Origin of the sequence: Pseudogemmobacter hezensis (assembly GCF_013155295.1) — a bacterium.
Taxonomy (GTDB): Bacteria; Pseudomonadota; Alphaproteobacteria; order Rhodobacterales; family Rhodobacteraceae; genus Pseudogemmobacter; species Pseudogemmobacter hezensis.
In genome coordinates, this window is record NZ_JABJXT010000001.1 from 142,188 (window position 1) to 165,933 (window position 23,746).

24 protein-coding genes and 2 tRNA genes are annotated in these 23,746 nt (G+C 63.7%); 12 read left to right on the forward strand and 14 right to left on the reverse strand.

The window, feature by feature from the left end:
• The first annotated feature begins 203 nt into the window (after positions 1-203).
• The 3 genes from ccmI to HOY34_RS00670 are packed head-to-tail and all read left to right on the forward strand — an operon-like array spanning position 204 to position 2,345.
• Entirely contained in the window at positions 204-1,586 is a 1,383-nt protein-coding gene (gene ccmI, locus HOY34_RS00660) for a c-type cytochrome biogenesis protein CcmI (RefSeq protein ID WP_172359387.1), read from the forward strand.
• Positions 1,583-2,074 (forward strand): Holliday junction resolvase RuvX, encoded by a 492-nt coding sequence (gene ruvX, locus HOY34_RS00665; protein WP_172359388.1) that lies wholly within the window; start codon positions 1,583-1,585, stop codon positions 2,072-2,074. Before ccmI ends, ruvX begins: the two co-directional genes overlap by 4 nt.
• 22 nt (positions 2,075-2,096) lie before the next feature.
• Positions 2,097-2,345, forward strand: a complete 249-nt coding sequence (locus HOY34_RS00670; RefSeq protein WP_172359389.1) for a DUF1289 domain-containing protein — start codon at positions 2,097-2,099, stop codon at positions 2,343-2,345.
• 19 nt (positions 2,346-2,364) lie between these two features.
• On the opposite strand, the gene HOY34_RS00675 is transcribed toward HOY34_RS00670, so the two are convergent.
• The 3 genes from HOY34_RS00675 to HOY34_RS00685 form a co-directional block, all read right to left on the reverse strand.
• On the reverse strand, positions 2,365-2,556 hold the full coding sequence (locus HOY34_RS00675) for a hypothetical protein (protein ID WP_172359390.1): 192 nt from the start codon (positions 2,554-2,556) through the stop codon (positions 2,365-2,367).
• Complete coding sequence (locus HOY34_RS00680; protein ID WP_172359391.1) at positions 2,553-3,143, reverse strand: peptidoglycan recognition protein family protein; 591 nt, start codon at positions 3,141-3,143, stop codon at positions 2,553-2,555. Before HOY34_RS00680 ends, HOY34_RS00675 begins: the two co-directional genes overlap by 4 nt.
• A 97-nt stretch (positions 3,144-3,240) precedes the next feature.
• Positions 3,241-5,556, reverse strand: a complete 2,316-nt coding sequence (locus HOY34_RS00685) for a Tex family protein (protein WP_172359392.1) — start codon at positions 5,554-5,556, stop codon at positions 3,241-3,243.
• A gap of 230 nt (positions 5,557-5,786) precedes the next feature.
• Here HOY34_RS00685 and HOY34_RS00690 point away from each other — a divergent pair.
• The 4 genes from HOY34_RS00690 to HOY34_RS00705 all read left to right on the forward strand — a co-directional run bounded on the left by HOY34_RS00690 (position 5,787) and on the right by HOY34_RS00705 (position 8,682).
• Positions 5,787-5,863 (forward strand) — tRNA-His (locus HOY34_RS00690).
• Between the two features lie 433 nt (positions 5,864-6,296).
• Positions 6,297-6,380, forward strand: a tRNA-Tyr gene (locus tag HOY34_RS00695).
• A 790-nt stretch (positions 6,381-7,170) separates the two neighbouring features.
• Positions 7,171-8,187 carry a tRNA dihydrouridine(20/20a) synthase DusA gene (dusA, locus tag HOY34_RS00700; RefSeq protein ID WP_172359393.1) on the forward strand — a complete coding sequence of 339 codons (1,017 nt, stop codon included), beginning with the start codon at positions 7,171-7,173 and terminating at the stop codon, positions 8,185-8,187.
• Positions 8,188-8,466: 279 nt separating this feature from the next.
• A complete protein-coding gene (locus tag HOY34_RS00705) occupies positions 8,467-8,682 on the forward strand; it encodes a DUF6324 family protein (RefSeq protein ID WP_172359394.1) in 216 nt (71 codons plus the stop codon).
• A gap of 112 nt (positions 8,683-8,794) precedes the next feature.
• Here the strand turns inward: HOY34_RS00705 and bmt are convergent, their stop codons facing one another.
• The gene (gene bmt, locus HOY34_RS00710) at positions 8,795-9,820 is read right to left on the reverse strand and encodes a betaine--homocysteine S-methyltransferase (protein WP_172359395.1); all 1,026 of its coding nucleotides are present in this window, start codon (positions 9,818-9,820) and stop codon (positions 8,795-8,797) included.
• A 203-nt stretch (positions 9,821-10,023) separates the two neighbouring features.
• Positions 10,024-10,338 carry a DUF1476 domain-containing protein gene (locus tag HOY34_RS00715; protein WP_172359396.1) on the reverse strand — a complete coding sequence of 105 codons (315 nt, stop codon included), beginning with the start codon at positions 10,336-10,338 and terminating at the stop codon, positions 10,024-10,026.
• A gap of 253 nt (positions 10,339-10,591) precedes the next feature.
• On the opposite strand from HOY34_RS00715, the gene HOY34_RS00720 reads away from it, so the two are divergent.
• Both HOY34_RS00720 and purS read left to right on the forward strand, forming a co-directional pair.
• Positions 10,592-11,371 (forward strand): phosphoribosylaminoimidazolesuccinocarboxamide synthase, encoded by a 780-nt coding sequence (locus HOY34_RS00720; RefSeq protein WP_172359397.1) that lies wholly within the window; start codon positions 10,592-10,594, stop codon positions 11,369-11,371.
• A gap of 111 nt (positions 11,372-11,482) precedes the next feature.
• Positions 11,483-11,722, forward strand: a complete 240-nt coding sequence (purS, locus tag HOY34_RS00725; RefSeq protein WP_172359398.1) for a phosphoribosylformylglycinamidine synthase subunit PurS — start codon at positions 11,483-11,485, stop codon at positions 11,720-11,722.
• Between the two features lie 111 nt (positions 11,723-11,833).
• On the opposite strand, the gene HOY34_RS00730 is transcribed toward purS, so the two are convergent.
• The 3 genes from HOY34_RS00730 to HOY34_RS00740 form a co-directional block, all read right to left on the reverse strand.
• Positions 11,834-13,210 (reverse strand): cytochrome P450, encoded by a 1,377-nt coding sequence (locus tag HOY34_RS00730; RefSeq protein WP_366926887.1) that lies wholly within the window; start codon positions 13,208-13,210, stop codon positions 11,834-11,836.
• On the reverse strand, positions 13,207-14,442 hold the full coding sequence (locus HOY34_RS00735; protein ID WP_172359399.1) for a hypothetical protein: 1,236 nt from the start codon (positions 14,440-14,442) through the stop codon (positions 13,207-13,209). Before HOY34_RS00735 ends, HOY34_RS00730 begins: the two co-directional genes overlap by 4 nt.
• 63 nt (positions 14,443-14,505) lie before the next feature.
• The gene (locus HOY34_RS00740) at positions 14,506-15,276 is read right to left on the reverse strand and encodes a cytochrome c biogenesis CcdA family protein (RefSeq protein WP_172359400.1); all 771 of its coding nucleotides are present in this window, start codon (positions 15,274-15,276) and stop codon (positions 14,506-14,508) included.
• Between the two features lie 102 nt (positions 15,277-15,378).
• Here HOY34_RS00740 and HOY34_RS00745 point away from each other — a divergent pair, with 102 nt between their 5' ends.
• The 3 genes from HOY34_RS00745 to ppk2 all read left to right on the forward strand — a co-directional run bounded on the left by HOY34_RS00745 (position 15,379) and on the right by ppk2 (position 17,654).
• A complete protein-coding gene (locus HOY34_RS00745; protein ID WP_172359401.1) occupies positions 15,379-15,642 on the forward strand; it encodes a sulfurtransferase TusA family protein in 264 nt (87 codons plus the stop codon).
• A 475-nt stretch (positions 15,643-16,117) separates the two neighbouring features.
• Positions 16,118-16,600 (forward strand): hypothetical protein, encoded by a 483-nt coding sequence (locus HOY34_RS00750; RefSeq protein WP_172359402.1) that lies wholly within the window; start codon positions 16,118-16,120, stop codon positions 16,598-16,600.
• A 145-nt stretch (positions 16,601-16,745) separates the two neighbouring features.
• Entirely contained in the window at positions 16,746-17,654 is a 909-nt protein-coding gene (gene ppk2 / locus HOY34_RS00755) for a polyphosphate kinase 2 (RefSeq protein ID WP_172359403.1), read from the forward strand.
• 349 nt (positions 17,655-18,003) lie between these two features.
• Here the strand turns inward: ppk2 and rpmG are convergent, their stop codons facing one another.
• From rpmG to HOY34_RS00785, 6 genes are all read right to left on the reverse strand, one after another.
• Positions 18,004-18,171, reverse strand: coding sequence for a 50S ribosomal protein L33 (gene rpmG / locus HOY34_RS00760; RefSeq protein ID WP_023666545.1), 168 nt, complete (start codon positions 18,169-18,171; stop codon positions 18,004-18,006).
• Positions 18,172-18,371: 200 nt separating this feature from the next.
• Positions 18,372-19,088, reverse strand: coding sequence for an adenosylcobinamide amidohydrolase (locus tag HOY34_RS00765; RefSeq protein ID WP_172359404.1), 717 nt, complete (start codon positions 19,086-19,088; stop codon positions 18,372-18,374).
• Positions 19,085-19,852 carry an ABC transporter ATP-binding protein gene (locus tag HOY34_RS00770; RefSeq protein ID WP_253944107.1) on the reverse strand — a complete coding sequence of 256 codons (768 nt, stop codon included), beginning with the start codon at positions 19,850-19,852 and terminating at the stop codon, positions 19,085-19,087. Before HOY34_RS00770 ends, HOY34_RS00765 begins: the two co-directional genes overlap by 4 nt.
• Positions 19,849-20,880 carry a FecCD family ABC transporter permease gene (locus tag HOY34_RS00775; protein ID WP_172359405.1) on the reverse strand — a complete coding sequence of 344 codons (1,032 nt, stop codon included), beginning with the start codon at positions 20,878-20,880 and terminating at the stop codon, positions 19,849-19,851. The genes HOY34_RS00770 and HOY34_RS00775 overlap by 4 nt, the downstream gene beginning before the upstream one ends.
• Positions 20,877-21,830, reverse strand: a complete 954-nt coding sequence (locus tag HOY34_RS00780) for an ABC transporter substrate-binding protein (protein WP_172359406.1) — start codon at positions 21,828-21,830, stop codon at positions 20,877-20,879. The genes HOY34_RS00775 and HOY34_RS00780 overlap by 4 nt, the downstream gene beginning before the upstream one ends.
• Positions 21,830-23,737: a TonB-dependent receptor plug domain-containing protein gene (locus tag HOY34_RS00785; protein WP_172359407.1), complete on the reverse strand. Its 1,908-nt coding sequence runs from the start codon at positions 23,735-23,737 to the stop codon at positions 21,830-21,832. Before HOY34_RS00785 ends, HOY34_RS00780 begins: the two co-directional genes overlap by 1 nt.
• Between the last annotated feature and the right edge of the window lie 9 nt (positions 23,738-23,746).

Consider the following 23,746-nt stretch of genomic DNA (forward strand, 5'->3'; position numbering starts at 1 on the left):
TTCACCCCGCCCCGAGGCGTCATAATCGGGAAAAATACGACACGACGACATCTGACGCCAGCGCCGAATCCGCGCTTTTCAGGCCAGCTCTGGCGCGATGCGGCGATTGGCCCGCAGCCACGGGGGGCCTGCGCACTTTTTCCCGCGCCCGGTTTCAGATAGATCAGGGGGGGCCAGCAGCAATCCGGGACGCCGTAAGCGATATGAACACCATGACTGATGCGACCGGATTTTGGGCAATCGCGCTTTTGCTGCTGCTGGGGGTTGGGGCGCTTTTGATCGCAAGCCTCGTGCTGGCGCGCCGGAATGCGACCGCCCCCGAACCAGAACTTGCGCAGGATATCCGCCTTTACCGCGAGCAGCTGGCCACAATCGAACGCGATCAGGCGCGGGGCATTTTAAGCGATTCTGACGCCGAAAGGCTGCGGGTTGAGATCGGCCGTCGCCTGCTTGAATCCGACCGCGCCGGGCAAAAGGCGGCCGCAGGCACGGCGGGCCGGGGGCGTGGCGAAGTGATCCTGAGCGCTGTGATCATCGCCGCGACATTGCTGGCCGGGGCCGCGATCTACATGAAAATCGGCAGGCCCGGCCAGCCCGACCAGCCCCTTGCCAGCCGCATCAGCGCCGCCGCGCAGCAGATCGCGCTGCGCCCGTCGCAGGCCGATTATATCCGCATGCTTGCCCCCATCATCCCCGCCGAGCCCGATCCCGATATGGCCGAGCCGCTGGCGCGGCTGCGCGAAAGCGTGGATCCTGCCACATCTGACAGTATCGAGGGGCTTGAACTTCGGGCCCGGATCGAGGCGCAGCTGGGCAATTTCGCTCCCGCCATCGCCGCCCAAAGCCGCCTGATTGCCCTGCGCGGGCCGGCGGCCAGCGATCAGGACCACAGCGATCTGGTGCTGATGCTGGTTGATCAGGCCCAGGGCTATGTCTCGCCCGAAGCCGAGGCCGCCCTGCTGCCCGGCCTGGGGCTGAACTCTCGCCAGGATCTCGACCGGGTCGCAGATCTGCTGCTGTCTGCCGCCCAGGGCTTTGCGCCCCAGGGTGAAGACCGCCGCCAGCTGGAGGCCCTGCCCGATGTCACCCTTGCTACAGGCCCGCTCTATCTCTTTGCGGGCGAGCTTTATGCCCAGAATGGCCGGGCAGACCGCGCCTTTGCGCTGTGGCGGCTGCTGTTGGAAAACGGCCCGGCCGAGGGCTTCTGGACCTCGCGGCTTGCCGGGCAGGTGCGCGCCGCCGCCTGGGTGGCCGGGGCCTGGGATTACCAGCCGCCCGAAACAGCCGCCCCCCCCGCCCTGCGCGGGCCGGATGCGGATGCGCTGGCGGCAGCTTCGGGCCTGAACGGTGACGAGACGCGCAGCATGGCCGAAGGCATGGTCGCGGGCCTGAAATCGCGCCTGCTGTCAGAGGGCGGATCGGTGGCCGAATGGACGCAGCTCATTCGCGCGCTCAGCGTGCTGGGCCAGGAAGATGAGGCCCGCGAGGTGGTCACGCTTGCCCAAAAAGCCCACCCTGATGCAGCGGCGCAGGCCGAAATCGGGGCCGCCGCCCAGACGATCGGCACAATTGGAACATTGCCATGATCTTTGATGACATCAGCACATTCGCCACCGAACTGCCCGCATTTGGCGCCATTGCCGGGCTGGATCTGGGCACCAAAACCATCGGTGTCGCGCTTTCCGATCTGCGCCGCGCGGTGGCGACGCCGACAAAGGTGATCCGGCGCGAGAAATTCACCCTCGATGCCGCGCAGCTGCTGGAGCTGCTGGCGCAGCGAGAGATCAGGGGAATCGTGCTGGGCCTGCCGTTGAACATGGACGGCAGCGAGGGGCCAAGGGTGCAATCGACCCGCGCCTTCGCCCGCAACCTGGAAAAGCTGACCCCGCTGCCAATCGGCTATTGGGATGAACGCCTGTCAACCGTCGCAGCAGAGCGCGCCCTGCTTGAGGCGGATGCATCGAGAAAGCGTCGCAAAGAGGTGATCGACGCGGTCGCGGCAGGCTATATCCTGCAAGGGGCGCTGGACCGCCTGACGCAGATCGCCCGGCAAGACGCGGGCCGGGACGCATAGGCAAGATCAGGGGCGGGCAAACGTGAGCGACGAGATCTGGACACGCAATGAAATCGAAAGCCCCTGCATCAGGGTCTGCGTGATCCATCCGGCGGCGCAGATCTGCGTTGGCTGCTATCGCAGCCTGGCGGAAATTGGCAGCTGGTCGGCAATGTCATCTGATGAGCGGCGCAAAATCATGGCCGAGCTGCCCGCCCGGGCCTCAACCCTCGTCAAACGCCGGGGCGGTCGCGCGGCCCGGCTTTCGCCGGACAGCGCGACCGAGGGCTGAAACGCGGATCTGTAGCGGCCTATCTTTGCCAGCCAAACCGCCGCGCCAGCGCATAGGTGCCCTCGACACCCGCGCCCAGGATCGCGCCCAGAAACAGCGCGAGCTCGGGGTCGATGGCCAGGGTCTCACCAAGACCCGCATCAATCACCCCAACCGCCACCAGCGCCCCTGCGATGTAACGCGCAAGGATCCGTGCAAAGACTGCAATCATGCCAACCTCCTGACATTGCCTGACAAAATCCCAGAAATCAAAGCCTGGAGCCGAGCGATCCAGCTGGTCGCGCCTCCCTGAACCGGGCTGGGGTTTGCTGTGGGAATTGCAGCCAGGATCATCGCGCGGATGCGGTCACCGACAAGGCCCGGCGCAACCGGGCGCTCCATCCCCGGCAGCCAGGTCACATCCCATTTGCCGCGCTGCGCGATGCCCAGATTTGGCTGCACCTCGGCATGGGTCAACATCGTGCGGGGCGTGACCGGGATGCCATATTCCTGGCCAAGATCACGGCAAAGCGTGACCAGGCTTTGCAGCTGCGCCGCTGTGATCGGCGTCTGGCCGGCCCGGAACGGACGCTCTTGCGCGCCCCCCATCGCAGCCAGCGCGATGCCGATGCTGCCGCTGTTGCAGTTCAGCGTATGGGCGGCATAGCTGCCTTTCATGAGCGGCGCCTGATTGGCCGCCACGGCAAAGCGGCCGGGGTGAACCCGCCCTGCCCCGTCGATCACAAAGTGATAATGGTGAAGATCAAGGCCGGTCGGCTGATGCGGGCCGCCGGTCCAGTGAATGATGATCCGTTGCAATTAGCCCCTCCGTCGCATTTGAGGGGCCAGCTTGCGCTGTTAATCTCTTAACAAGCGTTGTCAGGGGGTGCGGACCAGCCGCATCCCCCGCAACGAATCAGCGGCCGAATTTGCCCTTCAGCGCATCGGCAAAGGCATTGCCGCCGCCCTGCGACTGCGGCGAGGCATTCATCGGCGCGCGGCTTTTGACCGGAGCACGCTCGCGCCCCGGACCACGTTCTTCGCGGGCGGATTTGGCCGAGGCACCGCCGTCTTTCTTCATGGTCAGACCGATGCGCTTGCGGGGCACATCCACCTCAACCACGGTCACTTTGACCACATCACCCGCCTTGACCACCTCATGCGGATCCGAGACGAATTTATCGGCAAGCTGGCTGACATGGACCAGCCCGTCCTGGTGCACGCCGATGTCAACAAAGGCCCCGAAGGCCGCCACATTGGTCACCGTCCCCTCCAGCACCATGCCGGGCTTGAGGTCGGAAATCTCATCGACACCTTCGGTAAAGGTGGCGGTTCTGAACTCGGGCCGCGGATCGCGCCCGGGCTTCTCCAGCTCGGACAGGATGTCTTTCACCGTGGGCAGGCCGAACTTCTCATCGACAAACTGCGCCGGATTCAGCGTTTTCAGCACCGCCCCATCCGCCATAAGCGCCCGGATATCGCGCCCACAAGAGGCGATAATTTTCCGTGCCAGATCATAGGCTTCCGGGTGAACGGAAGAGGCATCAAGCGGCTCTTTCCCATCCGGGATCCGCAGGAAGCCAGCCGCCTGTTCAAAGGCCTTCGGGCCCAGCCGCGCCACCTTCAGCAACTCACGCCGCGTCGCAAAGGGCCCATTGGCATCCCGATGCGCCACGATGCTTTCCGCCAAACCCGGCCCAACCCCCGAGACCCGCGCCAGAAGCGCACTGGAGGCCGTGTTCAGATCGACCCCAACCGCATTCACCGCATCCTCAACCACCGCGTCCAGCTGTTTGGCCAGACGGTGCTGATCGACATCATGCTGATACTGACCGACGCCGATGCTTTTCGGCTCGATCTTGACCAGCTCTGCCAGCGGGTCCTGCAGACGCCGCGCGATCGAGACCGCGCCGCGCAATGACACATCCAGCGTAGGAAATTCCCGCGCCGCCAGTTCTGATGCCGAATAGACCGAGGCCCCCGCCTCTGAGACCACAACCTTCATCGGCTTATTCGCCCCCGCTGGCAGCAAAGCCAGCAGATCCGCCACCATCTTTTCCGTCTCACGTGAGGCCGTACCATTGCCGATGGCGATCAGCTTCACACCGTGATTCCCGATCAGCCTGGCAATCGCCACCTGAGCGCCACGCAAATCGTTCTTCGGCTGGAAAGGATAAACCGTATCGGTTGCCAAAAGCTTACCCGTCTCATCGACAATCGCCACCTTCACCCCGGTGCGAATCCCCGGATCCAGCCCCATCGTGGCCTTGCCGCCCCCCGGTGCCGCCAGCAGCAGATCCTTGAGATTGCGGGCAAAAACCCGGATTGCCTCGGCCTCGGCGGCATCGCGCAGCTCGGCCATCAGATCAAGCGTCAGCGAGGTTTTCAGCTTTACCCGCCATGCCCAGGCCGCAGCATCGCGCAGATATTTGTCACCCGCCCCGCTGCCCGAGGCTGCCAGCACCGCCGCGCAGGCGCGCTCGGATGGTGATTCGCCACGGGGCGATTCGGGATCGATTTCCAGATCTATGGTCAGGAAATCTTCATTCCTGCCGCGTAGCATCGCCAGAACCCGGTGCGAAGGCGCGTCCCGAAAGGCCTCATTATGATCGAAATAATCCGAAAATTTGGCCCCCGACGCCTCTTTTCCAGGCTGCACCTTTGCCGAAAGCCGCCCCTCTTTGCGCATGTGATCGCGCAGGCGTCCCAAAAGGCCCGCATCCTCGGACAGGCCTTCGGCGATGATGTCGCGCGCCCCATCCAGCGCCGCTTTCGCATCTGCGAATCCCTCGCTCAGAAAGCCCGCGGCCAACTGGGCCGGATCGGCTTTGCGATCCGCCAGAATCGCATCAACCAGCCCCTGCAACCCCGCCTCACGCGCGATCATCGCTTTTGTACGGCGTTTGGGTTTGTAGGGCAGATAGATATCCTCAAGCTCGGCCTTGGTCACCGCGCCCGCAATGCTGCGCGCCAGATCATCCGTCAGCTTGCCCTGATTCGTGATCTCGCCGAGAATCGCCGTCCGCCGCGCCTCAAGCTCGCGCAGATATGTCAGCCGCTCATCCAGTTTGCGCAGCTGGGTATCATCCAGCCCCCCCGTCACCTCTTTGCGGTAACGCGCAACAAAAGGCACCGTCGCACCGCCATCCAGCAGCTCGACCGCAGCCACCACCTGACGCGCCTGAGCGCCAATCTCAGCAGCGATGATTTCCGGAATACGGGCAACAGACATGGTGGATTTCCTTGCAGATCAAACAGGCTGGAGGTGCGAAGATATCTTGCGGCAGGCGCAGGGCAAGCCCGGATCCGCCAGAGCAGCGGGAAACGCCCCCCGGCGCGGCGCGGCGGCTTTCAATCAGATGCCATGCAGCGCATTTGTTCTTTGCGCGGGAATTTTCCTTTCGCAATCGGTGCATCCTGCCCTTGCAAATGCCGTAAGGCGGCGCTAATCAGCCCACAAGTGCCGGCTTAGCTCAGTTGGTTAGAGCACCAGATTGTGGATCTGGGGGTCCCCCGTTCGAGCCGGGGAGTCGGTACCATCTTCCCCATTTATATTGATAATGCGCCACGATCCAAAAATCGGGCTCTTTGATCATGTCAGGAAACATCTCTGCCTGTGTTGGCGCATCTGCATCGGAGGTGCTGCCATATCACTCTGGTGGTGCCCTGAAATGACGCAGCGCACAGATCATCAATAAAACACATTACAACCCCAGAGTCGCATGTCGCACATGCGCCTGCGGTTTCATAACCTGGGCAAGCGCATTCGATAGCCGGCACAGTCTGTCAGCGCATATTTCATCACGAACCAGGCGACTTTCTGTTTTTTCGTCCTTGCACTCGCGGATTGGATCGGGCAATTAGCCCGCATGTTCCGATGGGTCGGCTGAAAGCAGACAGAACACGGGATGTGCAGGCTGCAAAATTTCTTCTGAGCGAAACGAGGCACAGAGGAAATAGTACAGCCAAAGTGGGCGACGTGCTGCAAGGTGCGGCAGCGGACTGTAACTCCGCCGAGGAGACTCATGCCTGGTTCGATTCCAGGGTCGCCCACCACTTCAACTTTGCAAGCGTTTATTTTCGTTTGCAATCTTGATCAGCAAATTACGCCCTCAAGAAACCTGTTCCGCTTTTGAACCTCATTGCAGGCCACGCTTGGCTGAGGATGCGATAGTTTTTATACCGTATCAGGCTTGATCGTCGCGCCTGGCCTTCACGACGGGCGACCAGCGAGCTGTCACTCGACATCATTGCTCCGGTACTTGGGTAACGTATTCGAAGGGCGGGCGGGGTTCCCGATGTATCCCCCCCCCTAATTGCCCCCCGAATCCCGGATTTCGCCCCCCGGACGCCTAAAGAACGGGCCGGTGAAAACGCAGATCACCGATTGCCGACAGACTGCGGGCACCGGGGAAGCAGCAGGATTGCTGTACCCGTGATGAGCGGAAAAATGTGAGCCCTTCCTGGGGGCATGGCCTCACTCATGGTGAGGCAAGAGCCCGCTCGCACCGCCTGTTGCCCCTCCCAAGGCCCTGTTCTCAGGCTGCGGTCGGCGAATCTCGCGGCCTTCTGCAATAGCCAGCCCAATTTCCGCCTCGCGCTTTTTACCTCGGCATCGGCGTCCTTGCGGTTGTCGAAGGTCTGGCTCTCGCGGTAGGTATCAAAGCTTCTACGGATGATCCGGGCACAGATACCCGGCCTTCGTCTTTTCTCTCTCGTTCGGTAATGCTCGCCATGTTCCTTGCACCACCTGTCACGTCTGATCGCCAGTCTCGGCGCCTGGTCATCAGCCATACGCAGTGTCCCGGAGAGCAAAGATCAGACAATAAACCGGAGCACCCCTGCGATGAATGATATCGTAAAATCAAATACTTACAAAAGTCACAGAGTGTCGGTTGCGCCAATGATGGATTGGACAGACCGCCATTGTCGCTATTTCCATCGCCTGATGTCGCAAAGGGCCATGCTTTATACAGAGATGGTTACGGCACCCGCGATCGTGCACGGGCCAAAGCCGCGGCTTCTGGACTTTTCCGCCGCGGAACACCCGGTCGCGTTACAGCTGGGCGGCTCGGACCCTGATGAGCTGGCGGCGGCGGTCAGGATCGCGCGACCCTGGGGTTATGATGAGATCAATCTGAATTGCGGCTGCCCCTCGGACAGGGTGCAATCGGGGTGCTTTGGTGCGGTTTTGATGAAAGATCCGGCGCTGGTCGCCGCTTGCGTGACCCGGATGCAGGCCGAGGCGGATGTGCCGGTCACGGTAAAATGCCGCATCGGCGTTGATGATCAGAATGAGGAAGAGATCCTCCCCGCCTTTATCGAAACACTGGCAGAGGCGGGAATCACCCATTTCATCATCCATGCCCGCAAGGCCTGGCTGCAGGGGCTGTCCCCCAAAGAGAACCGCGAGATCCCGCCACTGAATTACCCGCTGGTCCATCGCATGAAAGCACAGTTCCCCGAACTGACGATCTGCCTGAATGGCGGCGTCGCTGACCTGGCCTCGGCCGAGGCGCTGCTGACGCCGGGCGCGGACAGGGTCGCGCTTGATGGTGTGATGATCGGGCGGGCGGCCTATCACGATCCGGGCGCCGCGCTGCTGGGGGCCGACCGGCTTTGGGGCGGGGATCCGCAGCCCGCGCAGCAGCCTGATCGTCAGGATATCGTGCATAGGATGCTGCCCTATATCGAGGCCCACCTGGCCGAGGGCGGGCGGCTGCACCAGATCACCCGCCATATGCTGGGCCTGTTTCACGGCCTGCCCGGGGCCAGGGGCTGGCGGCGTGTGCTGTCAGAGAAGGCCTCACGTGACGGGGCGAATGGCGATACCGTGCTTGAGGCGCTGGCGCAGCTGGGCTGACCTGGGCCACCTCTCGCGCAGGATTTGGCGTGACAATCGCGCCCGGCTGGTTCAATGGAGGCCTGTCAGTTGTGACTGCGGTCTTTGCGACAGCAGGGTGGCGGCAGGCGGACGTTAACAGACAGACGGCAGCGGGCGGGCAAGAACACCCTGCGACAATCTCAGGGGAAACCCGCGGATGCGCATCGCCCTCACCATCGGCCTCTGTCGGGTCTGCGGCTTTTTCCCTCTTCGAAACAGGCGGCGGGCAAGACCTAACTCATGCGAAGCGGGGCCGTTATGGGCATCAACAAACAAAGCGATATCGCCGCCAATATCCAGATCGGGCCAACCGATGCCGGAATGGTGCGGATCTATATCGAGGCCGAGGGCGGGGTAGAACTGCCGCTGGATTTCGACCCCGAAGAGGCCGAAGAAATCGCAGAGGAGCTGCGGGCCGCAGCTGAGGCAGCGCGCCTGATGGCCAGCGAAGGCAGCAAACCAAAGCGCCGCTGAAAGCAAAAACTGCCCTCACGGCCAGGTCCCAAATTCCTTCAAAGGAATTTGGCTATTTTCTTCGAAGAAAATAGCCGCCGGTTGCCCGGCGGCCTGCGCCTCTGGCAGGGGCTCAGCCCCGGCGGCCGCGACGCTCGCGTTTTGCCGGGCCTTCGCCATCGGTTCCATCCGAGGCCGAAGAGAATGCACCCAACTTTGCCGCCACATCCTCAAGACCGGGGGCCGGGCCGCGCGGCGTTTCCTCAAGGGCGCGGCGCATCGCCTGCAGATGCTCTGGCATCGTGCCACAGCAACCGCCGATGATCTTCACACCCGCATCCCGCGCCATCACCGCATATTCCGCCATCAGCTCTGGCGTGCCGTCATAGTGGATATGGCCGTCATGGTATTTCGGGATCCCGGCATTCCCTTTTGCAACCACGGGCCGCGTGGTGCCGGTTGCAATAAAGCCCATCACGGTTCGCATCAGATCTGACGCCCCCACACCGCAATTTGCGCCAAAGGCCAGCGGCGGCGTGGCCAGTTTCTCGACCAGTTCCGCCATCGCAGCCGAGGTCACCCCCATCATCGTGCGCCCGGCGGTGTCAAAGCTCATGGTGCCAACCCAGGGCATGCCTGCAAGCTTCGCCGCTTCGGCTGCGGCGCGATATTCCTCGGGGGCAGAGATGGTCTCGACCCAAAGCACATCGGCGCCACCCGCCTTCAGACCTTCGGCCTGCTCGTGAAACATCTCGACCGCCAGCGCATGGGTCAGCGTGCCCATCGGCTCGAAAATATCGCCCGTCGGCCCGACCGAGCCGGCAACGATCACCCTGCGCCCGCCATTCACCGCCGGATCATCGGCGATCTCACGGCCAAGGGCTGCGCCGACGCGGTTCAGCTCATGCACCTGCCCCTGCGCATTGTGCAGCTTCAGCCGCGAGGCATTGCCGCCAAATGTATTGGTCAGAAAGATATCCGAGCCCGCCAGCACCGCATTGCGGTAAAGGGTGCGGATATTGTCGGGGCGGTCGATATTCCACAGCTCTGGCGGCTCGCCCGATTCCAGCCCCATATTGAAGAGGTTGGTGCCGGTCGCACCATCCGCCATCAGCCAGTCCCTCTCAGCCAGCAGCTGGCTCAGCGCATCGGTCGTCATCGGGAACCCTTTCTCACTGATTGTGCCGCCCCTTTCGCGGGCCCGGGCAAAGCGCCCGGTCGCGGCAGGCCTGCGGCCGCCATATGTCTCGCCAGATGTCTCACCAGGACGGCCAGAGCCTGTCACTGCGGGAAATGCCCATGCCGCATAGGCCCGTCACCCCCGGGCGGCCCGCAAAAAGGCCGCCCGGGGACGGTTCATTCTCAGGCTTCGCTCAGCAGCTGGGCCTTGGCGACCGGCATCAGCTCGGTCAGTTTGGCGCGGATCTGATCGGCGCTGACGCGGTCGCCCAGATCGGCGGCCAGCTTGCGGACCACATCCTCCGGGCCCGGCTCGTCGAAATCGGCCGCCACCACTTCCAGCGCATAGGCATTGGCCTCTTCGCCGGATTTGCCCAGCAATTCAGCCGCCCAAAGCCCGGCCAGCTTGTTGCGCCGCGCCTCGGCCCGGAACTGCATCTCGCTGTCATGGGCGAATTTGGCCTCAAATGCGTTTTCGCGTTCGTCAAAACTGGACATAGGAAATCCTTCCGGCCTTTGAGATCAGTTTCACTGTTATCGGTTCGCTTTCCATATGCCCATCCCCCGCCCCTCCTGCAAGAAGAAAGCCGGGCAAATCTCTCTGGGTTGCGGTGGGATTTCGGCTCTTTTCCAGCGACTTCTTGCCCTGGGGCTGCGGCTCGGATATAGCCGCAGGGAAACGTCAAAGGGTGGCCCGGCCGCCCCTGTCGTCATTTCTGATTTAAAGAACACTTTCCGTTCAGGGAACACCATGGCACGGCGCAAGAAGGTCTATGAGGGCAAGGCAAAGATCCTCTTCGAGGGGCCTGAACCCGGCACTCTGATCCAGTTTTTCAAAGACGATGAGACCAGCAGCGATGCGGGTCAGGTGGCGGCCAATGTCGCGCCGATTTCTGCCGCATCCGAGGGCAAGGGCGTGTTGAACAACCGCCTGTCGGAATTCTTCATGACCGGGCTGAACAATATCGGCGTGCCGACCCATTTCATGCGCCGCCTGAACATGCGTGAACAGCTGGTGCGTATGGCCGATATCATCCCGCTTGAGGTGATGGTGCGCAATTTCGCCACCGGCGGCATTACCGAGCGCCTTGGCATCCCCGAGGGCATGGGCCTGCCCCGGCCGATCGTCGAATACTACTTCAAGGATGAAAAGCTCGGCACCCCGATGGTGTCTGAGGAACATATCATTGCCTTTGGCTGGGCCAGCCAGCAAGACCTTGATGACATCATCGCCCTGGCGCTGCGCGTGAATGACTTCCTTTCGGGGGTGATGCTGGGTGTGGGCGTCAGGCTGATGGATTTCCGCATCGAGATCGGCCGCGTCTGGGAAGGCGACTTCATGCGCCTGCTGCTTGCCGATGAGATCACCCCGGATTCGATGACGCTTTGGGATCTGCGCCAGCCAGAGCGGGCCGATGGCTCGACGCCCGAGCCTGGCCCCCTGCCCGATGTCTATGCCGAACTGGCCCGCCGTATCGGCGTGCTGCCCTCAAATGTCACCCACGCAACGAAACCCTCGCTGATCAACTAAGCGGCTATGCGGGCAAGATCGGGCCGGAACCACCACTGGCCCGATTGCCACCCGCCCCTGCAGCCGCTATCTAACAGCGAAATCTGACCCTGACCCGCCCGGAGGCCCCCGATGAAAGCCCGCGTCACAGTTATGCTGAAAAACGGCGTCCTTGATCCGCAGGGCGAGGCAATCCGCCACGCGCTCGGCACACTTGGCTTTTCGGGCGTTGACGGCGTCCGTCAGGGCAAGGTGATCGAGCTTGATCTGGCCGGCACCGACAAAGCCGCAGCCGAGGCAGAGGTCGCATCCATGTGCGAAAAGCTGCTGGCAAATACCGTGATCGAAAGCTACCGCGTCGAAATCCTCTGAGCCGCCCTGAGCTGCAGCGATCCGCTGAACCTCAGTGATGCTTTGAACGGCTATGCCGTCGCCACCCTGGCGGCGGCTTTTTTATCACCAGCCCCCGCAAGGCAGGCGGGATCAGCGCAGCCTGACCGCCAGCCGGATCCCATCAGCGGCCCGCACCGTCAGATGCGCCACCGGAACCGGATCCGCGCCATCCACGCGTGCAAAGCGGAATGCCCGGGCCAGCATGGCCAGAAGCAGCACACCTTCCACCATCGCAAAGCCCGCCCCGGTGCAGACCCTCTCTCCGGCGGAAAAGGGCATATAGGCCTCGCGGGCCGACTGCCGCCCCTCGGGCGTTTGCCAGCGGGCCGGGCAAAAGCGGTCGGGCTCCTGCCAGAGCCGTTCATGGCGTTGCTGATGCCAGGGCGACAGCACGATCTGGGCGCCGGGCTTTACGTCACGCCCGCGCAGGGTCTCGGGGCAGCTGTTCTGGCGCACCATCATCGGCACCGGCGGGTAAAGGCGCAGCGCCTCGCGGAACACGTCGCGGGTATAGCGCAGGCGGCTGACGGCGCTGAAATCCGGATCATCGCCCACGGATGCAGCCTCTGCCGCCACCCGCTCCTGCACGTCAGGGCAAAGCGCCAGCAGATAAAGCGACCAGCCAAGCGCCGAGGCGCTGGTCTCATGGCCCGCGAGAAAAAAGATCGCCACCTGATCGACCATCTCGGCGGGAGTGAAACGCTCGCCCGTCAGCGGGTCACTGGTGGTCATGATCTTGGTCGCCAGATCGTCCGGCGCGGTGCCTGCAGCAATCTCGGCTGCGCGGGATTCCGTCAGCGCGGTGATCAGATCGCGGATCACCTTTGCCGAGGCCTTTGTCCGCCGCCGGTGCAGGCGCGGGAACCAGCGCGGCAACGGCACGAAAGCCGCCAGGTTCAGGATCGGCTGCGTGCGCTGATAGGCGCGGAATTCGTGAAAAACCCGGGCAGCGATCTCATGTTCGATCGGGATCGAGAAAAGCGTGCGGAAGATCACATCTGCCGCCGCATGCGACATCTCTTCCTCAATCTCGACCTCGCCACCAGCAAGGCCGCGCATCCGCGCCACCGCCGCCTGCCCTGCCGCGATCATGGCGGGAAAGGTGTCGCGCAGCCGCCCGCCCTCAAATGCGGGGTCGATGATGCGGCGCTGGCGCTTCCAGGTCTCGCCATTGGTGACAAAGACCGAGTTGCCCAAAAGCGGCTCCAGCCCGGCGCGGATCCGGTTCGACTTCGGGAAGTCATCGGGCCGCTCTTTCAGCACCAGATCGACCAGCTTCGGATCGTTGCACAGGTAAGAGCGGAAGAACGGCGTGCGAAACTCGGCCATCCAGGCCCGGTAAAGCCGCGCCGGCTGGGCCGAGAGGATGTCGCGCCGAAAGAGCCGCAGATAGCTGAGCAAAGAGACCCTGTCGGCGCGGGCCTCAGGCTTTGGCGGGATCGGGCAGGATTTCAGATCATCACTCACGCGATGGTTCTATAGCGATTGAGCGTCTGTTCAATGCGGCTTTTCGAGGGCTGACGGTTTTTGAACCGCGCACCTAAGGTTTGCGGCCCGGCGGTAATGCGGAAGTAATCATATTCGCCGGGGGCCCCCGTCAGATTGTCAAAGGCGCAGAGATACTGGAAATGCAGCCGGAACCAGCGCCGCCGCAGCTCGCGCCAGCGCCCGGGCGTCAGGGTCTGGGTGAAGGCGGCTGACAGCACCAGCGGCCAGCGCTTGCCCTCGGGCGGCGTGACCGAGACCGAAACGGGATCGCAAAGCGCGAAGGCGCAGCCATCACCGGGGGCGGTCACGTCGATCCAGGTGATCTGATCCTGCGTTGACAGAAAGGCCAGATCGGCCCGCAGCCGCCTGGCATCGGGCAGAAATGACACCATCGGCACCACCTGGCCCAGGCTGAGGAACGAGAGTTTCGGCCCCTGGTCCGGGCCGTGTCCCGCCCCCCCCTGGCGCAGCAGATCTGCCAGGATCGACACCCCCAGATGCGCCCCTGAGGAGTGGCCGACGACCAGAACCTCATCGTAATCCTCACGCAGCGCGGCCTGGATCTGCTTGCCGAAATCGAACATCCGCGCCTCTAATTCGGGCGGATTGGCCCCTTTGAACTGCGCCGAATAGGCGTAATCATGCATCAGATACCAGGCGAATACCTTATTGTCTTTCTTTCGGAACCAATTCAGCACGCCCCATGTCAGCGCCCCCCAGACCGGCAGGCCAGTGGCCCAATGCAGGTAATGCGCGACCAGCGCAAAGCCCAGCCAGCCAAGCGCCAGCGCCAGCGCCAGCTGCAGCAGCAGGAATACAATCGGGTAAAGCGCGGCGATCATCGGCCCTTTGCGCAGCCGCATCAGCCGAAACAGCGCCCCCGATCCGATATAGGCCCAGGAGGTGCGGAACAGCTGCAGATAGGTCGCGGGGATCGTCTCGGACATCGAGCCTTTGACGATATCCGACCAGACCAGCACCTCTATATCGGCGGTGACATCCGCGCCTTCGATCTGCGCCTGAACCTGCCAGCCATAGGGGCCGCCCGCCTTTTTCGGCTGCAGCGCCAGCGCATAGCCCGACAAAGCCGCCTGGGCCGCGCCTTCTTTGCGGTAAAGCTCGCGGTAGCGGCGCGGATGGAACGGATCATAGCCCGGAAGGTAGAATACCTTCCGGCGCGTGATGCCGCCGATCTGCGTGCTTTCCGTCATAGCCCCCCCGTGCCCCCCGCTTATACGCCCTGGATCATGTAAAAATCAGGCGGAATTAAGGGGTCAGCCGGGCAAAGGCAGGCCGAGCGTCTCGAATATGTTCAAAAGCCACCAGCTGAAATCGGTGAAAGCGCCGGTCAGCATCATGACGCCCACGATCAGCAAAAGCGCCCCCATCGACCGCTCGATCCATTTCATATGGCGCTTGAGGCGGTTCATGACGCCCATCGCCCGCTCGATGAACAGGGCAGAGATCAGGAAAGGCAGGCCCAGCCCCACCGCATAGACGCCCAGCAAAAACGTCCCCCGCGAGACCGAGCCCTCTTGCGCCGCCAGCGACAGGATGGTGCCCAGCTGCGGGCCGATGCAGGGCGTCCAGCCGGCGGCAAAGGCCAGCCCCAGCACGAAAGCCCCAAGCGCCGAGCCGCCACGATCCCCCGCATCCAGCCGCGCCTCACGGTCCAAAAGCGGAATGCGCAGGATGCCGGTGAAATGCAGGCCAAAGACGATGATCACGATCCCGGCGACCTGGGCGAAACGCTCCTGGTTTTGCAGGAAAAACGCGCCGAAGGCCGACATGGTAAAGCCCAGCAGCAGGAAGATCACCGACAGGCCCATGACGAAAAACAGCGCGGGCAGAATGATCCGCCGCCTGGCCTGGCCGCCCGCCGCGCCGCCATCGCGCATCTCACCCATCGAGATCCCGCCCATATAGGCCAGATAGGGTGGCACAACCGGCAGCACGCAGGGCGACAGGAATGACAGCACCCCCGCGACCAGCGCGACGAAAGCGGCAGGCCCAAGACCTGCATCGAAGAGATCAATTCCGAACATGGGCAAAGTCATAGCCGCCCTGCTCGCCCGCGTCATCCGCGCTTTGCTCACTTTGACGGCATTCCCCTGTCACATTCCGCCGCAGCCCGCTATCACGGGCCTATGGAGAACCCCGATCAGCATACGACCGACCAGGATCTGGATTGCGAGGGGCTTTTATGCCCCCTGCCCGTGCTAAGGGCGCGAAAGCGGCTGCTGGCCATGGCCCCGGGCGAGGTGCTGCGCGTCCGCACGAGCGACCGCATGGCGATCATCGACCTGCCGCATTTTTGCGCAGAGGCCGGGCATGGCTATCTGGGCGCAAGCGAGGACGGCGCGGTCACCACCCATCTGATCCGGCGCGGCGACCAAAAGCCCGCTTTCTGACTGGACCGGGCGCAGGATCAGGGCTGAGGCCAGCCTCAGGCAGCGCCCCGGGGCGAACAGCATAAAGACACGCCGCTTTAACCATTCTTAACGATGTGCCAGACTGCGCCAATAAGACCATATTCCAGACCGTATTTAAGAGGTTACATCATGCGTTTCACCGCAATCGCCGCCATCGCCGCCCTTGCCTTGGCCAGTTTCTCCACCAGCGTTTCCGCCCATGGCGGCGGGTGCCGGAAAAGCTCGCCCCCCGGTCAGTGCTGCCATGCCGACAACAGCAAAGGCGGCCGGGTTCATTGCCACTGAGCGGCCTCACCAAACCGATGCCAGATGACACTGCGAGGCCCCGCTTTGGGGCCTCTGTTCTTTGGGAAACCACCCCAAAGCGGCAGGTGACAAGCCCGCCCCCCGCAAGCTATCAACCGCTGTGAATGGCATCACAGCCGCCCGATCCTGATAGCCCTGGGGAAGACCGATGATGAAACGCCTTGCTGCCCTGCTTTTCCTTTTGCCCACGGCCGCCGCGGCGAATTGCATCCCACCCTGGCAGGTGCATTTCGCCTGCGACATCCCCGCGACCAATGCCCGGGCCGAGTTTTGCCGCATAGCCGATACCGCAAAGCATCCGGGCAAAAAGGAAGCCTATTACACCTATGTCGTCGGCGATCAGCCGGCCGAGCTTTACTTTGAGGCCAGCTCTGTCTGGTTCTCGGTCAAAGACACCAATATCGACCACCCGACCGATCTGACCATGGCCATGGGCTATCCGAACGGCAAATGGGTCTATGCTTTCGTGGTGACCGAGGACAAACGCCTGAATGGCCGCATCCGCGATGCCGAGGTGCGGGTCTATAAATCCACCGATGACTTCACCAGCGATCAAAAGGATGTCGAGCAGCTGCGCCTTTACTGCGAGCCGTCCTCGATCATCGCCAATCAGGATATGATCGCCCCCTGAGGCAATCCGGCTGCCGCCCTGGCGGATCCGTTACCCTGGCGTCATGTGACCGTTACACCCCGCTGGCATGAGGAGCGAAATCTTCCCCTGCCCGGGTCTTCCCCTGCCGGGGCGCAATCGCGGATCCTATGAAAGAGCGGATGCCATGAACGAACAGACGCCGATGGACTGGCTCGAAGCCGAGCTTTCCGACAATTTCGACGAGGATTATGAGCTTGAGCTGGAAGATGCCGAGCTGTCGCTTGAAATCGCCCGGATCTACAAAAAGCGCCATGGCCCCTCGATGGAGCGGCGCGACTATCTGCGCAACCTGATCCGGCTGCAGGCCGAGCTGATTCGGCTGCAATCCTGGGTGCAGTATCACAAAGAGCGCGTCGTGGTGATCTTTGAGGGCCGCGATTCCGCCGGAAAAGGTGGCGCGATCAAGCGGATCACCCAGCGGCTGAACCCGCGCGTGGCGCGAACGGTTGCGCTGCCCGCGCCCTCGGACCGTGAAAAGACCCAGTGGTATTTCCAGCGCTATGTGCCGCATCTGCCGGCAGGCGGCGAGATCGTGCTTTTCGACCGCTCCTGGTACAACCGCGCCGGGGTTGAACGCGTGATGGGATTCGCCACCGAGGATCAGGTCGAGCAGTTCTTCCAGGACGTGCCGGAGTTTGAGCGGATGCTGGTGCGCTCGGGCATCAAAGTGGTGAAATACTGGTTCTCGATCACCGATGAGGAACAGCAGATGCGCTTTCTGATGCGCATCCATGATCCGATGAAACAGTGGAAACTGTCGCCAATGGATCTGCAAAGCCGCGTGCGGTGGGAGCAGTATACCAAGGCCAAGGAAGAGATGTTCGCCCGCACGAATATCCCCGAGGCGCCCTGGTATATCGTTGAAGGCACAGACAAAAAACGTGCAAGGCTGAACTGTATCGACCATCTTCTGGCGCAATTCCCCTATGAGGATGTGCCCCATGAAGAGATCCAGCTGCCCGAGCGTGTCTTCAACCCCGATTACGAGCGCGCCGTGCTGCCGCCCGAGCTTTACGTGCCGCTGAAATACTGACAGCGCCCCCCCCCCAAAACCCTGTCTGTAACGCCCAGCCCACATGGCGGCCGGGCGTTACAGACGTTTTGGGATTGCAGGCGCTTTTAGCTTATGGGCGTTTTAAACAGACGGGCGCTTCAAACATATGGGCGTTTTGGCGCGCTGCGATCTGCCGCCAGCCAGGATGCAGCAATGCCCTTAACGGGGCATGAACATCCAACAGCGACAAACAGAAAAAGAGCGCCGCAGCTCTGCGACACTCTTTTATATCAGGCAACAGCGTTTTATTTTACTGCCCGGCATTTGTCAGGCATTCGCTGTATCTTCCACATTTCTCGGCAGCGCCGGGAAGACGTGGAGCAGGATCTTACTTGATCTTGCCTTCTTTGTATTCAACATGCTCCCGCTTGACGGGGTCATATTTCTTAACAACCATCTTCTCGGTCATGGTGCGGGCATTCTTTTTGGTCACGTAGAAGTGCCCGGTGCCCGCCGTCGAGTTCAGACGGATCTTGATCGTCGTCGGCTTCGCCATAGTCGTCTCTCCTGCATCGGGAAAAGAGCGCTTTCCCCGCAAAATCTCTGAACCCGCCTTTTAAGTGCATCAGAGGCAGAGTCAACCGCCAAAGACACGCAGTTCGGGGGATTTGTGCAACTGCGCTGCTGCGCTGATGCCATAAGCGCGTGCAAAGCTGCGCGGCCGCCTGTCCAGCGCGTTCTGCCCGGCGCGGTGCCTCAGCACGGGCCGGGAGGCGCAGGCCGGGCCGCCAGGGCCGTCTCATGCCATTGCAGCCAGTCGCGTCCGGCCAGCGTCACCGCCTCGCGCACGGCGCGGCCGATCGCCTCTCCGACGGCTGTATGCAGCCCGGCGTAGCGCCCCTCGCCCGGCCAGGCGGCCAGCGCCAGGCAATCGGTGCCGGTGCCAGTGGCCCGCCCGGTCGCCAGCTCAAGCCCCAGATCCATGATCGCGGCGGTGCGGGCCTCGGCGGCGATGGTCAGCGCCTCGATCTGGGCGACCTCGGTCAGGCGGGCATCGGTTGCGACCAGGATATTGACGGTGCCATAGCCCGTGCCATCCGCCGCATGCCAGGGCAGCCGCGCCCCCACGGCCTCGGCGTTCGAGAGGCCCAGCGTCACCAGCGCCGCAGCACGGGCCTCTGGCGCATCCGCCCCGCCCTCCCTCTCAGCCACCACAGCGCTGGCCTGCCGGCGGCTGGAGACATCGCGTGAGGTCATCATCCCCACCTGCGCCTTTGCGGGGGCCTGGGCCATCTGGGCGTCGAACCAATCGGCAACCGGGAAATCCAGGGACAGATCGCTGTTTCTGACCTCGCGCCACAAAACGGTGTCGCCCGTGACAAAGCCGCCGCCCCAGGGCGCATGCGACAGGATCCGCATCTGTCCGGGCAGGCGCGCAATCAGCCAGGGGCGGGCCAGCTGATCGCGGATCACCGGATCACCCGCAGCGGCTGAAAGATCAGGCCATCCGTGCCATCGGCGATATGCGCCTCAATGCCAAAGACCCGGGCCAGGAGGCCAGGCTCCAGCACCTGCGCGGGCGGCCCGTCGGCCACCAGCCGCCCCTGGTGCAGCATCACAAGGCGCGTGCAATGGCGGGCCGCCAGCCCCAGATCATGCACCGAGGCCAGGACCGAGCGCCCCTCGGCCGCCAGATCGGCGAAAACCGTCATCATGCGGATCTGCGCCTCTGGGTCGAGGCCCGCGCCAGGCTCATCCGCGATCAGCAGCGGCGTGTCCTGCGCCAAAGCGCGGGCAATCAGCACCCGCGCCTGCTCGCCCCCGGAAAGCTCTGTGGCGCGGCGGGCGGCGAAATCCGTCAGCCCCATTCGCGCCAATGCGTTTGAAACCGCCGCATCAGCGGCCCCGCTCCGCCCCCAGGGCGTCCGTCCCAATGCGACCAGATCCGCCACGCTCAGCGCCCAGGCGATTTCGCGCCCCTGCGGCAGGAAGGCCGCCGCCCGCGCCCGCACGCCCGGCGTCATCTGCGCCAGGTTCGAGCCCCCCTGATGCGGCAAAAGCCCCAGGGCCGCCCGCATCAGGCTGGTCTTGCCCGCGCCATTGGGGCCGATCAGCCCGACAAACTCGCCCGGGCCTATGGTCAGGCTGACGCCATCCACCACGCGGCGGCTGCCGCGCAGCACTGTCAGATCCTGCAACTGCAGCAGGGGGTTGCCGCTGATTGCGCCCATGCTCATGCCTCTGCCCTCCGCATCGTCCAGATCAGATGCAGGAAGAAGGGTGCGCCGATCAGCGCCGTCAGCACCCCCAGTTTCAGGTCGCGGTCAGGCGCGATCAGCCGCACCGCCACATCGGCGGCCAGCAAAACCGCCGCCCCCCCAAGCGCAGAAAGCGGCAAAAGGCGCGAGGGCCGCGCCCCCACCAGCGGGCGCAGGATATGCGGCACCACCAGCCCGACAAAGCCAATCGCCCCCGCCACCGCGACCGAGGCCCCCACCGCAGCCGCCGTGCCCAGGATCAGCACCAGCCGCATCCGGCCCGGGCGCAGGCCCATGCTTGCCGCCGCATCCTCGCCCAGGCTCAGCGCATCAAGGCCGCGCCCCAGCGTCATCAGCGCCACCATCCCCGCAAGGATCAGCGGCGCGGCCAGCCAGACATGGGTGAAAGAGCGATCCGCCAGCGAGCCCATCATCCAATAGACGATCTCAGCCGCCGCAAAAGGATTGGGCGAAAGGTTCAGCACCAGCGAAGTCGCCGCCCCCGCCAGCGCCGAAATCGCCACGCCAGCCAGGATCAGCGCCAGTGCGCCGCCGCCCGGACCCGCAAGGATCAGGATCAGCGCCGCCGAAAGCCCCGCCCCCGCCAGCGCCGCCAGCGGCAAAGCCAGCGCGAAGGCCGCAGCCAGCCCGGTTTGCAGCGCCAGCACCGCCCCCAAAGCCGCTGATCCGGAAACCCCGATCAGCCCCGGTTCGGCCAGCGGATTGCGCAAAAACCCCTGCATCGCCGCCCCCGAAAGCCCCAGCGCCGCGCCGATCAGCAGGCCCAGAATGGCGCGGGGCAGCCGGATCTCCTGCATGACCAGCACGACCGGCCCGCCCTTTCCCGCAAAAAGCGCCGAAAGGCTTTCGCCAAGGCCCAGCGCCGCCGGACCAACCAGCAGCGAGGCGCAAAACAAAAGCACGACCGCCAGCACCAGCAGCACCGTCAAAAGGCGGATCGAAAGGCCCCGGCCCGATGCAAAGGCAGATACAGAGCGGGCCGTCATGGCAGGCTCTGCATCGGGGCAGCCGGGCCTGCGATGGCCCGCTGATGCGCGGCCCGCATCTCAGCCACCGCCCGCAGAACATGCGGCGTGCCGCAGATCCAGTCGGCATCGCTGGTGGCCAGAAGCGCGGCCTGACCATCCTGGGCGCCCAGTTGCGCCAGCGCCGGATGGCGCAGCAATGCCTCTGAGCGCGAGGCCCCGGGATAGGGTTTTGAGGTCACCACCAGATCGGGGCCCGCCATCACCAGCAGCTCCATCGCCAGGTTACCCCCGCCCGCGCGGCCCAGCTCGGTTGCGATATTGATGAAGCCCGTTCGCGCCAGAATGTCATCCGAAAGCGTGCCTTTCCCGATCGTGTAACCATTGGGATAATAAAGCGCCGCCCGCAACCGGCTTGCCTGGCTGTCAGATGGGGGGGCAAGCGCCGCAAGATCGGCCTCGAACCGGGCCACCAGCGCCTCGCCCGCCTCAAAACGGCCCAAAGCGGCTGCGACCTGACGGATCTGGTCGCTGACACCCTGGAGCGAGGTGACGGGCGCAATCTCGACCACCCGCACCCCCAGCCTGCGCAGAAGATCAACCGTGGCGCGTGAGGTGAAAGTGCCCGCCAGCACCAGATCAGGGTTCATCATGAACACCTGCTCAGCCGAGCCGCGATTGGCGGGGTAAGCGGCAGCCTCGGCAGCCATTGACGATGACATCGGATCAGAGGCCAGCGTGCTGACCGAAATCAGCTGGCCCGGCTTTGCCCCTGCCCCCGGCGCGGCCAGCATCATCGCCAGCTGATCGGTGCAAAGATTGATGGAAACCACCCGGGACGGCATCTGCGCCCCGGATGGCCTGGTCGGCAAAGGATCAGCCGCCGCCCCCTGCGCCACAGCCACGGCCAAAGCCACGGCAGTGATGCCAAGGCCCCAGCGGGCAAAACGCCAGGGCGCAGCGGGCCGCATCAGAACCGCGACACGAGGCCGAGATAGGCCGCACGCCCCGAGGTGCCATAGCCCGGCACGCTTTGGTAATCCTTGTCGAAGAGGTTCTCGACGCGCAGCGACAGCGACAGCGCATCACTGACCGCATAGCTGACCCCGGCATTGACCAGCGTATAATCGGCCAGCGCGACACCAAACTCAGCCGGGCGGCCCGCCAGGTGCTGCAGGCCCAGATGCGCGGTCAGCTGATCGGTGACTTCGGCATGCGCCTGAATTGACAGCGCATGGCGCGGCACCCGCAAAAGCCGCGCGCCTGTGGGGCCTTCGGTGTCGAGATAAGTATAGGCCAGATCAAGGCCGATCCGATCAGTGATGCGGAAATTACCCGCAATTTCAACACCCTGACGTTTCGACTTCCCCTCCACATTTTCATAGACATTGCTGGTGCCCGGCGCACAGGTCCAGGTGACAAAGTCATAGGGGCAGGACTGCCAGGTGATCGCATCCTTAATCTGCAGCGCAAACAGCGTGACCGAGAGGCTGCTATCCGCGCCAAACGCATAATCCGCGCCGATCTCAAAGCTGCGGCTTTCCTCGGGGGTCAGGCCGGTATTGGGGCGCACGGTCTGGGTCGGATCGCCATAAAGCTCGTAATGCGAGGGCGAGCGGAAACCGCTGGCGAGCGCGCCGCGCAGCGTCAGCCCGGGCGCCGCCTGCCATGCCACCGCGATCCGGCCACTGGGCTGATCGCCAAACTCTGAATGGTGGTCCTGGCGCAGGCTGAGCGAGAGATCCAGCCCCTCGGCCGCCTGCCACAGCCCTTGCACGAAGACACCGCTCTGGCGGGTGGTGCGGCCTGCGGGAAGGGCTGCATTGGTGACATCCTCTTCCTGCCACGAACCGCCATAGACCAGGGCGAAATCGGCGCTCAGATCGGTCGTGCCCTGATAGCTGAGGCCCTGGCGTACCCCCAGATAATCCAAGACCGCACCACCCTGATCCACCCGGCGCGACAGGCGGTAACGCGTGGCCTCAAAAAGATGAGTGGTGGTATCGCCCTCATATTCGGCGAAGAGACGCAGGCCCAGCTCGCGCTTTTCCTGGGTGTAATCGCTGCGATCAGGGCGCGGCGCCCAGCCGTCGAAATCATTGCGGCTGCGCTGCGCGATCACCGCACCGCCAAGGCTAAGCTGATCGCTGACCCGGTAGCGGGTGTTGAACGACAGGCGCAGCGTGTTGATGCCGTCATCCTCCAGCCCGGGGCTGCGCGGCAGAGTGTCATAGGCCGAAAAACCGTCGCTTTTCAGATGCGAGAGGGCAAAGCCCGCCTCGACCCGCTGATCCCGATAGGCCAGCGCATAAGACAGGGCAGCGGTGCCATGGCTGCCCCCCTCCATGGCGATGCGCTGGCTGAGACCGTCGCGCTCTGGCATCAGGCTGGTGATATTGATCACGCCCCCCACCGCCGAGCCGCCCCAAAGCGCCGATTGCGAGCCGCGCAGCACCTCGACCCGGCCGATGTCGGCGGTGGAAAGCGCGCCAAAGTCGAATTCCGAGGCGATCCCGGTCGCATCATCAACCCGGATCCCGTCAATATAGACCGCCACATAGCGCGGATCGGCCCCGCGGATGCGGATGCTGGCAACGGTGCCCATCGGCCCGCTTTGCACCAGGCTGACCCCTGGCAGGCGCGACAGATAGGTGGCCAGCTGCTGATCGCCCGCCGCCTCAAGATCGGCGCGCTCAACCACGGTGACCGAGACGCCGCTGCGCGAAATCCCGGTCGCGGTGCGGGTTGCACTTAAGGTGATGGTGCCCAGATTGCGGGCCTCATCGCCCGCCTCTGCGGTTTGCGCGACTGCGCCGTTCAGCAACAGCCCGGCCAAAAGACCGGCCAGCAGCGCCAGATGGGAAACTTTCGTAAACATGATCTTCGT

Bases quoted from the DNA above. Each gene is read 5' to 3' on its own strand.
- ruvX (WP_172359388.1), top strand. From the start codon at position 1,583: ATGATCTTTGATGACATCAGCACATTCGCCACCGAACTGCCCGCATTT.
- HOY34_RS00775 (WP_172359405.1), bottom strand. From the start codon at position 20,880: ATGACGGCCCGCTCTGTATCTGCCTTTGCATCGGGCCGGGGCCTTTCG.
- HOY34_RS00785 (WP_172359407.1), bottom strand. From the start codon at position 23,737: ATGTTTACGAAAGTTTCCCATCTGGCGCTGCTGGCCGGTCTTTTGGCC.
- HOY34_RS00675 (WP_172359390.1), bottom strand. From the start codon at position 2,556: ATGATTGCAGTCTTTGCACGGATCCTTGCGCGTTACATCGCAGGGGCG.
- rpmG (WP_023666545.1), bottom strand. From the start codon at position 18,171: ATGGCGAAGCCGACGACGATCAAGATCCGTCTGAACTCGACGGCGGGC.
- HOY34_RS00685 (WP_172359392.1), bottom strand. From the start codon at position 5,556: ATGTCTGTTGCCCGTATTCCGGAAATCATCGCTGCTGAGATTGGCGCT.
- HOY34_RS00715 (WP_172359396.1), bottom strand. From the start codon at position 10,338: ATGTCCAGTTTTGACGAACGCGAAAACGCATTTGAGGCCAAATTCGCC.
- HOY34_RS00735 (WP_172359399.1), bottom strand. From the start codon at position 14,442: ATGACGGAAAGCACGCAGATCGGCGGCATCACGCGCCGGAAGGTATTC.
- HOY34_RS00745 (WP_172359401.1), top strand. From the start codon at position 15,379: ATGGAGAACCCCGATCAGCATACGACCGACCAGGATCTGGATTGCGAG.
- ccmI (WP_172359387.1), top strand. From the start codon at position 204: ATGAACACCATGACTGATGCGACCGGATTTTGGGCAATCGCGCTTTTG.
- bmt (WP_172359395.1), bottom strand. From the start codon at position 9,820: ATGACGACCGATGCGCTGAGCCAGCTGCTGGCTGAGAGGGACTGGCTG.
- HOY34_RS00720 (WP_172359397.1), top strand. From the start codon at position 10,592: ATGGCACGGCGCAAGAAGGTCTATGAGGGCAAGGCAAAGATCCTCTTC.
- HOY34_RS00750 (WP_172359402.1), top strand. From the start codon at position 16,118: ATGATGAAACGCCTTGCTGCCCTGCTTTTCCTTTTGCCCACGGCCGCC.
- ppk2 (WP_172359403.1), top strand. From the start codon at position 16,746: ATGAACGAACAGACGCCGATGGACTGGCTCGAAGCCGAGCTTTCCGAC.
- HOY34_RS00705 (WP_172359394.1), top strand. From the start codon at position 8,467: ATGGGCATCAACAAACAAAGCGATATCGCCGCCAATATCCAGATCGGG.
- dusA (WP_172359393.1), top strand. From the start codon at position 7,171: ATGAATGATATCGTAAAATCAAATACTTACAAAAGTCACAGAGTGTCG.
- HOY34_RS00780 (WP_172359406.1), bottom strand. From the start codon at position 21,830: ATGCGGCCCGCTGCGCCCTGGCGTTTTGCCCGCTGGGGCCTTGGCATC.
- HOY34_RS00770 (WP_253944107.1), bottom strand. From the start codon at position 19,852: ATGAGCATGGGCGCAATCAGCGGCAACCCCCTGCTGCAGTTGCAGGAT.
- purS (WP_172359398.1), top strand. From the start codon at position 11,483: ATGAAAGCCCGCGTCACAGTTATGCTGAAAAACGGCGTCCTTGATCCG.
- HOY34_RS00740 (WP_172359400.1), bottom strand. From the start codon at position 15,276: ATGTTCGGAATTGATCTCTTCGATGCAGGTCTTGGGCCTGCCGCTTTC.